Consider the following 11,807-nt stretch of genomic DNA (forward strand, 5'->3'; position numbering starts at 1 on the left):
GCCTTTCTGGGGGCCGACCCCCAGACCCCCGGGACGGAGTCCCGACGATCCTCGCTCCGCTCCGGTCATCGGGGCTCCTTGCGTCGTCTCAGGCGGGAGGTCCGACCGTGGGCGGCCTCCAGCAGCTTCGTGCTCAGCGGGGCTCTGAGCTTGCGCCGGAGCCGGTCCGCCTCGGCCTCCCACCGCTCGGCCCGCTTCTTCCAGGTGAGCAGGTCCTCGGTGCGCCGGGAGGGCGGCGCGGCGTCGGCGGCGGGGACGAGGGCCCACTCCGTTCCGTCGATCCAGACCGACCCGTACGTCGCGTAGACGACGTCGTCGAGGTCCTCGCCGTCCGTCCGGACGGCGAGCGCGCGGGCGACGGCGGCGGTCCGCTCGAACCGCGCGACCTTCAGCCCATCGGCCTCGGGCAGCGCGAGCAGGACGGCGCCGAAGTCCTCGGTCTCGGCCAGTTCCAGCAGCCGCTGGAGCGCGTCGAACGTCGGCGCCCAGCCGGGCGGGCAGGTCAGCCGGAACGGCGCGGGCGCGGACGTCGGCGCGGCCTCCTCGGCAAAGGTCACCCGTCCGTCGTGGGCGAACGCGGCGCGGGTCAGCCGCAGGTCGAGCAGCGGGTCGTCGAGCGGGGCGCGGCGCTCGCCGCCCAGCCCGGACCAGGGCCCGACGATCGTCACGGCCGCGTCGGGCAGGGTGCTCGCGAGGACCGCGCCGACGGTGGCGCGCACCTCCTCGTGCGGGCGTCCGCGCGCGTCGACGACGACGTCCACGCACGGGACGAGCCACTGCCGTCCCGTGCCTCGGCGCCGCCAGTCGCGGTGCATCGGCAGCCGGTGGCTCAGGTACGGCTCGTTGTGCCGGGTCAGCCGCTCCTCGTCGCGCATCTGCGTGGAGGGCCCGAGGTGCCAGCTCCGCGCCGCCGGCTCGGGGACGAACACCGCGCCACGCTGCGCCAGCCGGTAGCCCAGCTCGACGTCCTCGCCGAGGACGAGCGAGTCGTCCATCCCTCCGGCGGCCTTGAGCAGGGAGGCGTGGACGGAGGCGGTCGCGCCGACGTGGACGCGGAAGCTGCGCGAACCGTGTTTCCGCAGGCCGTCCGTCGCGTCGATCATGTCCTCGACCCACTCGTGCCGGCGGCTCCGGCCGAGGTCGAACAGCTTCTCCGCCGAGCCGCCCTCGATCGCCTCGAACACCGCCTGTGGTGTCGGCCAGCCCTCGTCCGCTTCGACGAACCGCTTGTAGCCGAGGACGGCGAGGTAGTCGGCGAGGTGGTGCCAGCGCAGTTGGGCCTCGACGTGCTCGGGGAAGGCGATCAGGTCGGCGTCCAGCCAGTGGACGACGTCGCCGTCGGCGGCGAGGGACCCGGTGCGGCAGGCGTGCGCGCGTCCCCAGCCGTCGCCGCCGGTGCGGATCAGGCGCGCCCGCTCCGGGACGATCTCCGGCAGCCGCAGCGGCGGCGCGCTGCCGTCGTCCACGACCACGACCTCCAGCAGCCGGGAGGGGTACGTCTGCGCGGCGAGCGACGCGAGCGTGAGGTCCAGTTTCTCCTGGTTCCCGTAGGCCGGGATCACGACGGAGACGGACAGCCGGGGCTCCCATTCGCCGATCTTCGGCGGCGCCAGGGTCCCGTAGTCGTTGTGCCGGATGCGCGGCGCTTCGGACGTGCTCATCGGACGTCCCCGATCGCGGGCAGGGGGAATCGCTCCGGGGTGATGAAGGAGCTGAACCGGCGTCCGCGCCACTGCCGGGCCGCCGCGCGGAGGAAGTAGGTGACGGGCTGGTTCCAGGTGTGCCCGGCGGCGCGGCGGTGGAGGGCGTAGCCGAGGCTGTGCGCGCCGTAGGTCCGCCCGCCCGCCGCCGTGAGGAGGTCGACGAGCGCCGCGTCGACATGGCGCGGGACGGGCGGGAACCCTCCCACCGCATCGAGGACGGGTCTCTCCATGACGAACGTTCCCCCCGAGATCCAACGGCCCATCAGCTCGGAGCGCGCCTTCCGGTAGATCGTGAGGTCTATCTGCCCCAGATAGACGAACTGAGCATGGCATCCGACCAGCTCAGCACCGCTGTAGCCGGACGCGAGCAGCATGTCGGCGAGGAAGTCCGGGCCGTACCAGTCGTCGTCGTCCCATTTCGCCACGTACCGACCGGAGGCCCGTGCGACGCCGAGGTTGAGCGCGACGCCGAACGGGACGTCGGCGGGCACCTCGACGACCGTGAACGGCCGGTCGAAGGCGGTGACCGCCGCCTTCACCTCGGGCAGGTCCGCCGGAATCCCGTGCAGGGTGAGGACGACCTCCAGGTCGACGTCCCGCTGCGCGGCGATCTGCCCCAGCGCGAACCCGAGGAACTCCGGGCGGCGCGTGCACAGCACGACCGACGCGGTCGGCCGGGGCGGGACCGGCAGCCCGGCCGCCAGGGCGAGGCTCCGCCAGCGCGCCTCGGTCGAATGGCCGCGCAGCGCCGCCCGGCGGAGCCGCACGCTGTGCTCCTCCCGGCGCAGGTCGTCGGCCATGTCCGCGGTTGCGATCAAGGCGGCGGTGAGGTCGCCGCCGAGCGCCATCGCCCAGGGCGGCACCTGCTCGGCGCGGAGCGGGACCCCGGCGGCGGCGAGCCCGGCGACGACCCGCGCGGTCGCGAGAGGGCGGGCGCCCGTCCCCCAGTCGACGGTCACGGCGCGCACCTGGCGGAGCCGGTCGACGTCGGCGTCGGTCACGGCCCCCGACTCCGGGAACAGCACGAGGTCGTCCGAGCCCGCCCGGACGCACCAGCGGTCACCCACCAGGGTGAGCACCGCGTCCCCGAGCTTCGGGTCGGTGACGAAGCCGGTCGGGTTGACCGAACGCTCGTCGACCGGCGGGACGGCGTCCATCTCGTAGAGGGTCCCGCCGCCGGACGACGGCCGGTCGATCACGATCTCGACCCTCGGATCAGACCATTCGCCGGGATCCGGGGACGTGCGGAGCACGACGTCGGCGGGCGGAGGGCCGTCCGGGTTCCCGAGCGGGCCGCGCGGCGTCGTCGGCGTCGCGCCGGGATCGCCGGGACGCCAGTGCGACGCCCCAGGCCCGGCCAGCGCGACCCGCGGGCCCGGGACCGGCCGGAGCCGGTGCCCGCCCTGCCCGCGCACGAGCGCGGCGACCGACTCCCCCACCGGGCGCGGCCCGGCGAACGCGATCTCCACGACCCACTCGCCCGCCTTCCCGCGCCGCGCCTGGAAGGAGAGCGATCCGGGAACGGACGCCGGGAGGAAGGGCCGGTCGGCGGACGACACCGCCACCGCGACCACGTGCCGCGCCGCCTTCGGAAGCAGCGCCGCGAGGGACGCCGCGCGGCGGAGGTCGGTGAAGGTGCGGGCGAGCACGGCGACCGTCCCGGAACCGCCGTGGTCGGCGGGTTCCTCGGCGGCGTCCAGGTCGACGACTCCGCCGGGGGCCAGTTCGCGGACGGCCGCCTCCTCCTCCGGACGGAACCCGATCGCGAACAGCGACGACGGCGGCGGTTCGGCGAGGACGCCCCGGATCAGCTCCGGGATCATGTCGTCCGCCGGGTGAACACGTGCGCGCCCTTCTCGAACGGCAGGACGGTCCGCTCGATCTCGGGGTGCTCGGCCAGCCACCGGTCGCTGACGGCGGTCTCCTCGGCGCGGCGCGAGTCGTCCAGGACGATCACCGCGTCCGCCGCGCACCGCGGCAGCAGCAGCGGGACCGCCGGGTAGCGGGCCTGCGGGCCGGTGGCGGCCGGGGGGCCGTCCACGAAGAGGACCCCGATGTCGGCGAGGTCTTCCAGCGCCTCGACGGAGTACCAGGGGTAGGCGCGGTCGCCGGACGTCCAGTCGGCGAGCGGGGCGCTGCGGATCTCGACCACGCCGTCCAGGCCGTGCGCGCGGATCAGCTCGCGGGACAGCTCCCCGTACCGCTCGTCGTGTTCGAGGCACACGACCCGCGCGGACGCGAGCTGCTCGGCGAAGTACCCGAGCCACACGCTGGACGACCCGCTCCCGCACTCGACGATCAGCTTCGGCCGCCGCCGCGCGACGGCCTCGGTGAGGTGGCGCAGGACGTCCGGGGACGCCGCCCAGCCGCGCAGCGGCGGCATCGGGGCGCGCGGCCGGACGAGGCTCCGCAGGTCGATGTACGCCTCGAGCTGGTCGTAGCGGGCGGCGCTCGTCCGCTCCAGGTCCGCGAGGCCGGTGGACACGGCGGACACCTCGCCGCTGAGCTTGTCCAACCGGGGTCGCAGCCCGTCGCCCACCGCCGTGGTCACGGACGCGAGCCGCTCGTCGAGGCCGATCAGCCGACGCGTGACGATCGACGCCCAGCGTCTGGCCCGGCGCAGCACGATGAGGACCGGCACCGCCGCCGCCGCGGATACGCCGACGGCGGCCGTGAGCCACGCCGCGTTCACGCCATCGAGCATCCGGACAGCCTTTCCGTGCGAAACCTGCCGCCTCGTAGTATCGAGCGGCACACGGGGCGCAATGGGCGGATGCGGCCATTGCCGAGTTACCTTTCACGAGCTATTCGCCCGTTATTCACCGGCGGCGGATGGCGACCGAAGTGTTCGCGGGAAGCCCGTCCACCAGCACGAATGCGGCCGGGTCGAACTGCCGCGGCTGGAAGCGCAGCACGCCCCGCGCACCGCCCGGACGCCACACCAGTTCCCCGCCGTCGCGGCGCAGCACGAATACGTCGATCGGCCCGAACCGCGTTTTCGCCGAGGCGGCGGCGAAGGCCGCCGGGTCGGTGGTCCGGGAGAGCCTGGTCAGCTCGGCGAAGCGGTCGTCCCAGCGGGTCGGGCCGCCGGCGGAGCCGCGGTCGACGGCGATGTACCCGCGCCAGGGCAGGAACGCGAACAACTGCTCGTCGGACGACAGGGTGCGGGGCCGGGCGTCCGTCCCGAGGACGTTCTCGACCGCGCGCCGCACCGGCTCGACGGGGAACCAGGTCGGGGCGCCCGCCTGCGCGGCTTCGCCGCTGAACTCGGAACGGCGGCCGTCCGGGAGCGGCTGGACGTGGGCGCGGGCGGCCTGCCGGTTCTGCGGCCCGGCGGCGGCGAGGTCGGGGACGGCGACGCCGTCGCGTCCCGGCGTCCAGTGCGTGACGGGCATGTTGAGCTGCCAGTACGTGTACCCGGTGAAGACGAGGACGACGGCGGCGACGGCGGTCCCGCCGCCGCGCGGGAAGGGCGTCGCGGCCCGCCGCGCCAGCGCCGGGGCGGCGTGGACGGCGGTGAGCGCGGCGGCGGCGAGCAGGCACGCGGACACCAGCGGGAACACGTAGTGCAGCAGCCCGGTGTGCCCGGTCGTGACGAACCGCGCCATGCTGATCAGGTAGTAGCCGTACGCGCCGAGCACCACGGCGAGCAGCGGCGTCGCCCACCACGCCGTCCGGCGCAGCCAGACGAGGCCGACCGCCCCGGCCGCCTGCGCGACGCCGAGCGGAGTCATCGCGAGGAACGGGAGCGGGTTGGACGAGATCGCGCTCGACTCGTAGGTGTCGGCGACCTGCTGCCCGCCGTGCAGCATCGCCCACCCGTACGGGACGACGTACCACGACGACACGGCCAGCATCACGGCGACGACGCGGCCGACGTGCCACGCGTACGCGCGGCGGTCGTCCTCGCCGCGCCAGGTCAGCCACACCAGCGCGAGGATGCCGGGCGCCGCGTACACCAGGTAGCCGAAGTGGACGAGCGCCGCGAGGCCCCCGGCGAGCCCGGCGGGCAGCCAGTGCAGGCGCCCGCGCGGCGGCTTCGCGACCGCGAGCAGGAGCAGCGGGACGACGACCGCGAGGGACAGGACCTCGTGCGCCTTGTCCGGCTTGCCGAACGCGGCGAGGCCGAGCGCGGCGATAGCGAGCGCCGCGCCCGGCGAGGTCAGCCGCGACCACAGCAGGAACGCCGCGACGACCGACGCGGACACGACGAGGATCAGCGCGGGCGCGACCATCCGCCACGCCGGGACGTCCAGGACCAGCGCGGACTTGCCGATCAGCCAGGGCAGCAGCGGCGGGTACTCGGAGGGGACGCCCGCGACGATGCCGTCGGCGCTCGCCGAGCCGACCGTGTAGCGGGTGGCCATCGCGGCCATGCGTCCGGCGTCGCCGTAGACGCCTCCCGCCGGGAAGGGCGTGCCCTGCCAGGCGGTGCGCAGGAGCAGGACGGTCCAGGCGGCGAAGAGGCCCGCCGCCGCGCCGGTGATCGCGGGACCGCCGCGCCGCCAGAGCGCGAGGCAGGCGGCCAGCGCGGTCGCGGCGCCGCCGATCGCGAGCGGGACGTCGGCGTCCGCCTGCCGGAACGGGTCCAGGCCGAAGGCGGCGGGCGCGGCGGCGGCGAGCGGCGCGGCGACCGCCCAGACGGGCACCGCCGACAGCACGCCCACCCGGCGCCGCCGCCTCGGCTCCTGCGCGGCCCGCGGCTCCTGCGCGGCCCGCGGCTCGTCGCCGACCGGCTCTTCGTCCTGCTCGTCGACACCCAGCGCGGGTTTCACGGTCGCGGCCCCCCGGCACGCCACGAGGATGGGGTGCACATGCTGCCACAGGCGGTGTGCCTCCGGACGCTACGGCGATTAAAACGGTCCATGAACACGAGTCGCCGACGTGATCAGCAAAAATGCGCTTCATCCCCGATTCTCCGAGTTGCTCGGACGGAATTCGGGATTGGTCGGATGGGGCTACAGTCGTGGTCACGCCCGTCAAGAGAAGTGGGTCGAGTTTCCGTTCGGCCCCGCGTCGCGCTTCGGGCGTCCCGGTACCAAGGACGGCTCAGAATGGATCCCTACACCGCACGCTCGCCCCGTTCCCGCCGCGACCGGATCAGTGTCGCGGCGGCCGTCGCGCTCGGCGCGGGACTGCTTCTCGGAGGCGGCGGCTGGGCGCTCATCGCGAATGGCGATGAATGCGCGCGTGATGAGGCGTCGCTGGTCGTGAAGGCCGATCCGGCGATCGCGCCGGCGGCGTCCGCGCTCGCGGCGCGGGAGGGGTCCGGCCGGTGCGCCGCCGTGAGGGTCGTGGCTGAGTCGTCCGCCGACACGGCCGCCGCGATCTCCGCCGGGCGGAACGTCCCCGACGTCTGGATCCCGGACTCGGAGTTATGGCTCGACCTCGCGCGGGGCGGGCCGTCCGGGCGCACCGTCCTCGGACGGTCGGCGTCCGTGGCCGTCTCGCCGCTGCTGTTCGCCTATCCCCCGGACGAAGGCGCGCCGGACGACCGGACGTGGGCCGGCCTCCTCGCCGCCCTTCCGGACGGGACGGACGCCGACCGGTCCGAAGCGGGGAACGACCTCGTGGTGCGGGTCCCGGACCCCGCGCGGACGGCGTCCGGGATGGCGTCCTTGCTCGCGCTCCAGGACTCCATCGGGCAGGGGCAGGGATTCACCTCGCTCAAGCGGTTCGCCGCGACGCTCCGCACGATCGAGACGCTGGACCCGGACGAGGACCCGCGCGCCGCGCTGAGCGACCCCGCCGAGGGCGCGTCCGGGCAGGTCGCCGTGGTCTCGGAGCAGCAGGCGACGCGCTGGCCACCGGGGCGGCCCGGCACGGTCTACCCGGCGTCCGGCACGCCCGCGCTGGACTTCCCCTTCACCGTCACCACGGCCGACCTCGCCGGGCAGCGGCGCGCGGACGATCTCCTCCGCCGCTTCCGGTCCCCGTCCGGCGTCGCGGAACTGAACCGGCGCGGGCTCCGCGGCAGCCGGACTAAGGCGGCCGGAGGGGCACTCTCCACGCCGCTGCCGCGCATCCTCCCGCTGGCGAGCCCCGGCGCGGCGTCCCGGATCCAGCAGACGTGGCGGAGCTTCAAGCAGGAGATCAACGTGCTCGCGCTGGTCGACCCGTCCGGCCCGGCCGGAACGGCGATGACCGGCGCGGCCTGGCGCGACGCCATCCGCCCTGGCGGGACCCGCCTGGACGCCATGCTGGTCTCCCTGAACCGGGGCCTCAACCTGGTCGGGGACGACTCGGAGTTCGGCCTGTGGACGACGTCCGGCGAGGCGCACCGCCCCTACCGTCCGGTCGCCGGGATCGGCGGGCTGGGCGGCCGCACCCGGACGACGGGCACCACCCACCGGCTCGTCCTGGAGCAGCGGCTCAACGCGATCCGCCCCCGGCGCGCCCGCGACGGCGCCATTTACGAATCGGTCGTCGCCGCCTATCAGGAGATGAAGCGCCGCTACGACGGCGACCAGATCAATGTGGTGCTGGTGCTCACCGCGATGGGCGCGGACGGGCGTCCGCCCGCGCAATTCGGAAAGGCGCTCGAACGGCTGCGGCGGCAGGTCGATCCCGCGCGCCCGATCGTCTTCGTGGTCGTCGGTTTCGGCAGCGGGCTCGACCCGGGGCTGAAACAGCTCACCGGGGCGGTGCAGGGGCAGTCGTTCCAGATCAGGAACCCGGAGGGAATCGAGGAACTGTTCCGGAACTCCGACCTGATGCGCGTCTGCAGCCCGCCCCAGTGCTGACCCCCGCCGTGCCGACCCCCGCCGTGCCGACCCCCGCCGTGCCGACGATTGCCGGGCAGCGTCCCGACCGCGCGCGGCTCGGCGTGGCGTTCCGCGTACTGCTCGTGCTGCGGGGCCTGGTGCTCGCCATGACGGTCCTGCTCGTCCCGGACGGCTGGCGCGACACGGCACTGATGCTCGCGGTCGCGGCGGTCGGCGCGGGAACGGCCGCCGCCTGCCTGGCCTGGCGCGGCGTCCTGTCCCTGCTGCTGCGCCATCCGGCGCTGTGGTGCCTGGACGCCCTGCTCATGTGCCCGGTGCTGCTCGCCGCCGGGGCGGGCGGGCCGTATTTCGCGGTCACCGTCCTCACGTCCGCGATCGCCGGGGTGCTGTACGAATGGCGGGCGGTGCTGGTCGTCTGCGCGGCGCAGACGGCGCTGTTCTTCGCCGCCGCTGCGGGCGGGACCGGGCCGGACGCCGCCCCGCCCGTCCTGATCGGGCTGCCCGCCTTCTACCCGCTCGCGGCCTGCGCCGGGGTGGCGCTGCGCCGGTTCCTGGACGACTACGCCGTCCTCGAGGAACGGCACCGGGACGCGGCGGCGGCGCTCTCGGCGGAGCGGTCCGCGGCGGAGGAGCGCGCCCGGCTGGCCCGCGAGATGCACGACTCGCTCGCCAAGACGCTGCAGGGGATCAGCATGTCGGCCGAGGCGCTGCCGGTGTGGGTCCGCCGGTCGCCTGAGCAGGCCGAGGCGGACGCCCGCGCCATCGTCGCCGGGCTGCGGGTCGCCGCCCGGCAGGCCCGTGACCTGCTGGCCGACCTGCGCGACGACCTGTACCGGTGGCCGCTCGACGGCGCGCTCGCCGCCGTCGTCGCGCAGTGGAGCGCGCGGACCGGCATCGCCGCTGTCATGCACCTCCCCGACGCGGTCGGCGGGTACGGCGCGACGGCCGTCCGGCACGAGATCGTCTCGATCGTCCGGGAGGCGCTCGCCAACGTCGAGCGGCACGCGGACGCGCGGAACGTCACGGTGAGCGGCTCCGCCGACGCAGCGTGCCTGGCGCTGGCCGTCCGCGACGACGGGCGCGGCTTCGTCCCTCCCCCGGACGGACGGCTGGACCTGCTGGCCCGCGACGGCCACTACGGCCTGGTCGGCATGCGCGAGCGCGCGCACCGGATCGGCGGGCGGCTCACCGTGGACGGCGCACCGGGCCGGGGCACGACGGTCCATCTGCTGGTCCCGGCGGGCGACGACGACGGGCGCGCGCCGTGACCGCCGGGCCGCCGCCGCGGATCCGCGCGCTGGTCGTCGAGGACAACCCGATCGTCCGCAGCGGGCTCGTGACGCTGCTGCGCGCCGCCGACGTCGAGGTGGTCGGCGAGGCCGTGGACGGACGCCACGCCATCGAGCTGGCCGGGCGGCTCCGCCCGGACATCGTGCTGCTCGACGTCCGGATGCCGGTCCTGGACGGCGTGGCCGCCGCCGGGCCGCTCAGCCGCGTCGCCAAGGTGCTGATGCTGTCCTACGCCACGGACGCCGGGCTGATCGGCGACGCGATCCGCAACGGGGCGTCGGGGTACCTCGTCCACGGCGCGTTCGACATGCCCGAGCTGGTCGCCGCGATCCGCGACACGGTCGGCGGGCGGGCCAGCCCGCTGTCGCCCGCGGCGAGCACGGCCGTCGTGGAGGCGCTCCGCCGAACGCCCTCCGCCGGGGGGACGCCGCCCGGCCGGGACGAATTCGGCCTCACATCGCGCGAGAGCACCGTCATGGACCTCATCGCCCGGGGCCGCACCAACGCCGAGATCGCCCGCGCCCTGGTCATCTCCGAATTCACGGTGAAGAACCACGTGAGCCATATCTTCGCGAAACTCGGGGTCGGGACGCGCGGCGCGGCCATCGCCCGGTGGCTGCGCACGGACGAATCCCCGCCGACAGATCCTCGACAGAAATGAGAAAGGCGGTCTCGCGACACTTCTCAGGTACGCAGTTCCGCACCTGAGAAAGGAGCAAGAAATGCAGTCCACGAAACTGGCCCGAACGGTGGGCGTCTCCGCGCTGGCGCTGACCGCGCTCGCCACCCCGGCCATGGCCGAGGCGCCCCCGGCGGCCCCGGCGTCGCACGTCACCGTCAAGCAGGCGGGCGCGGGGACCCCGGCCGCGACGCCCCTCAGCACCCGGCGGCTGAGCAAGCGGTGCACCCGGCCGCGCGACAAGCGGTTCACCGTCTCGTACTCGCCGGGCCGCGCGTCCACGACCTTCTATTTCAACAACCACTGCTCCCACAAGAGCTACATCAAGATCAAGGTCCACGTCCCGGGGACCGGCAACGTGACCGCGTGCATCCGCGTCAACCCCCGGACCCACGGACGCAAGAAGATCTGGCACGTCGGCGGAAGCGTCGGCCGCGTCCGGCTCGCCCACTGCTGACCCGCCCCGTTCCGTTCTCCGGATCCGCCGAGCCGGCCGAGCGCCGGCTCGGCGGCATGCCGGAAGCCCTTTCATCGCCCGTCGGCGCGGGAGGCGACGGAGACGAGTTCGCCGCGGAGAATTCGCCGGTGAATTTCGCTGATCGAGGCTCCCGGCTCCACGCCGAGATTCCCGACCAGTCTCCTGCGAACCACCGTGTAGCGTTCGAGCACGTCGCCCTGCCGCCCGCAGCGGTAAAGGGCGACCATGAGAAGGCTCGCGATCCGCTCGTCCAAAGGATGTTCGTCGGCGAGCCCCGCCAGGAACGGCACGGTTTCGGCGTACCGCCCCAGCCGCAGCCTCGCCTCGGCGCACGCCAGCATCGCCGACAGCCTTTCCTGCTCCAAGGTCGTGCGGACCCGTTCGGCCCACGTCCCCGGAATGCCCGCGAGCGGGGCGCCCCGCCAAAGCCCGATCGCCTCGTCGAAAAGGCGCGCCGCCTCCGCGCCGTTCCCCGCCTTCTCGCGCGCCTGGCCCACGACGTCCCGGAAGCGCTGAACATCTACCGCATCGGGCGCGGTGAGCAGCACGTATCCACCGCACCGCCGCACCACCCGATCCCTCCCCTCGATCCCGAACGCCGCCCGTAACCGCGCCGCGAGCGTGTAGAGCGCCGCCCGCGGATGGCGGGGGAGGGACTCGTCCCAGATCCGGTCGATGAGCGTCGCGTAGGGAATCACCTGGTTCGGTTCCCAGGCCAGCACCGCGAGCAGTCCTTGTGTCCGCGCCGACCTCAGCGGCGCCTCGCCTTCCCCGAATCGCGCGATCACCGACCCCAGCAGTCGCACTTCCACGGCCACTCCCCTAGCGTTCCGGCACGGTCACCGCTCACCTTGGGGGCTGCGCCACCGCACGGTAAAGGTGCCGGAGAACCATCTGGCCGGACGCGAAAACGAGCCGATAGTGCCGTGGCA

The 11,807-nt window shown here is 74.5% G+C and carries 9 protein-coding genes; 4 read left to right on the plus strand and 5 right to left on the minus strand.

The window, feature by feature from the left end:
* Positions 1-65: 65 nt before the first annotated feature.
* From FXF68_RS17350 to FXF68_RS17365, 4 genes are all read right to left on the minus strand, one after another.
* Complete coding sequence (locus tag FXF68_RS17350; RefSeq protein ID WP_187437969.1) at positions 66-1,661, minus strand: glycosyltransferase family 2 protein; 1,596 nt, start codon at positions 1,659-1,661, stop codon at positions 66-68.
* Positions 1,658-3,526 (minus strand): glycosyltransferase, encoded by a 1,869-nt coding sequence (locus FXF68_RS17355; RefSeq protein WP_187437970.1) that lies wholly within the window; start codon positions 3,524-3,526, stop codon positions 1,658-1,660. Before FXF68_RS17355 ends, FXF68_RS17350 begins: the two co-directional genes overlap by 4 nt.
* Positions 3,523-4,407 (minus strand): O-methyltransferase, encoded by an 885-nt coding sequence (locus FXF68_RS44490; protein ID WP_148760326.1) that lies wholly within the window; start codon positions 4,405-4,407, stop codon positions 3,523-3,525. Before FXF68_RS44490 ends, FXF68_RS17355 begins: the two co-directional genes overlap by 4 nt.
* Positions 4,408-4,522: 115 nt before the next feature.
* The gene (locus FXF68_RS17365; protein WP_148760328.1) at positions 4,523-6,478 is read right to left on the minus strand and encodes an arabinofuranosyltransferase; all 1,956 of its coding nucleotides are present in this window, start codon (positions 6,476-6,478) and stop codon (positions 4,523-4,525) included.
* A gap of 279 nt (positions 6,479-6,757) precedes the next feature.
* Between FXF68_RS17365 and FXF68_RS17370 the strand changes: the two genes are divergently transcribed.
* The 4 genes from FXF68_RS17370 to FXF68_RS17385 all read left to right on the plus strand — a co-directional run bounded on the left by FXF68_RS17370 (position 6,758) and on the right by FXF68_RS17385 (position 10,854).
* The gene (locus FXF68_RS17370) at positions 6,758-8,446 is read left to right on the plus strand and encodes a substrate-binding domain-containing protein (protein WP_187437971.1); all 1,689 of its coding nucleotides are present in this window, start codon (positions 6,758-6,760) and stop codon (positions 8,444-8,446) included.
* On the plus strand, positions 8,440-9,696 hold the full coding sequence (locus FXF68_RS17375) for a sensor histidine kinase (RefSeq protein WP_148760332.1): 1,257 nt from the start codon (positions 8,440-8,442) through the stop codon (positions 9,694-9,696). The genes FXF68_RS17370 and FXF68_RS17375 overlap by 7 nt, the downstream gene beginning before the upstream one ends.
* Complete coding sequence (locus FXF68_RS17380; protein WP_148760334.1) at positions 9,693-10,379, plus strand: response regulator; 687 nt, start codon at positions 9,693-9,695, stop codon at positions 10,377-10,379. The genes FXF68_RS17375 and FXF68_RS17380 overlap by 4 nt, the downstream gene beginning before the upstream one ends.
* A 61-nt stretch (positions 10,380-10,440) precedes the next feature.
* On the plus strand, positions 10,441-10,854 hold the full coding sequence (locus tag FXF68_RS17385) for a hypothetical protein (RefSeq protein ID WP_148760336.1): 414 nt from the start codon (positions 10,441-10,443) through the stop codon (positions 10,852-10,854).
* Positions 10,855-10,925: 71 nt separating this feature from the next.
* On the opposite strand, the gene FXF68_RS17390 is transcribed toward FXF68_RS17385, so the two are convergent.
* The gene (locus FXF68_RS17390; protein ID WP_187437972.1) at positions 10,926-11,687 is read right to left on the minus strand and encodes an AfsR/SARP family transcriptional regulator; all 762 of its coding nucleotides are present in this window, start codon (positions 11,685-11,687) and stop codon (positions 10,926-10,928) included.
* Positions 11,688-11,807 lie beyond the last annotated feature (120 nt).

It is taken from the genome of Actinomadura decatromicini (genome assembly GCF_008121305.1).
GTDB classification, from domain to species: domain Bacteria; phylum Actinomycetota; class Actinomycetes; order Streptosporangiales; family Streptosporangiaceae; genus Spirillospora; species Spirillospora syzygii.

Excerpts from the sequence above, each read along its gene's own strand:
- FXF68_RS17385 (WP_148760336.1), top strand. The coding sequence starts at position 10,441 with ATGCAGTCCACGAAACTGGCCCGAACGGTGGGCGTCTCCGCGCTGGCG.
- FXF68_RS17355 (WP_187437970.1), bottom strand. The coding sequence starts at position 3,526 with ATGATCCCGGAGCTGATCCGGGGCGTCCTCGCCGAACCGCCGCCGTCG.
- FXF68_RS17350 (WP_187437969.1), bottom strand. The coding sequence starts at position 1,661 with ATGAGCACGTCCGAAGCGCCGCGCATCCGGCACAACGACTACGGGACC.
- FXF68_RS44490 (WP_148760326.1), bottom strand. The coding sequence starts at position 4,407 with ATGCTCGATGGCGTGAACGCGGCGTGGCTCACGGCCGCCGTCGGCGTA.
- FXF68_RS17370 (WP_187437971.1), top strand. The coding sequence starts at position 6,758 with ATGGATCCCTACACCGCACGCTCGCCCCGTTCCCGCCGCGACCGGATC.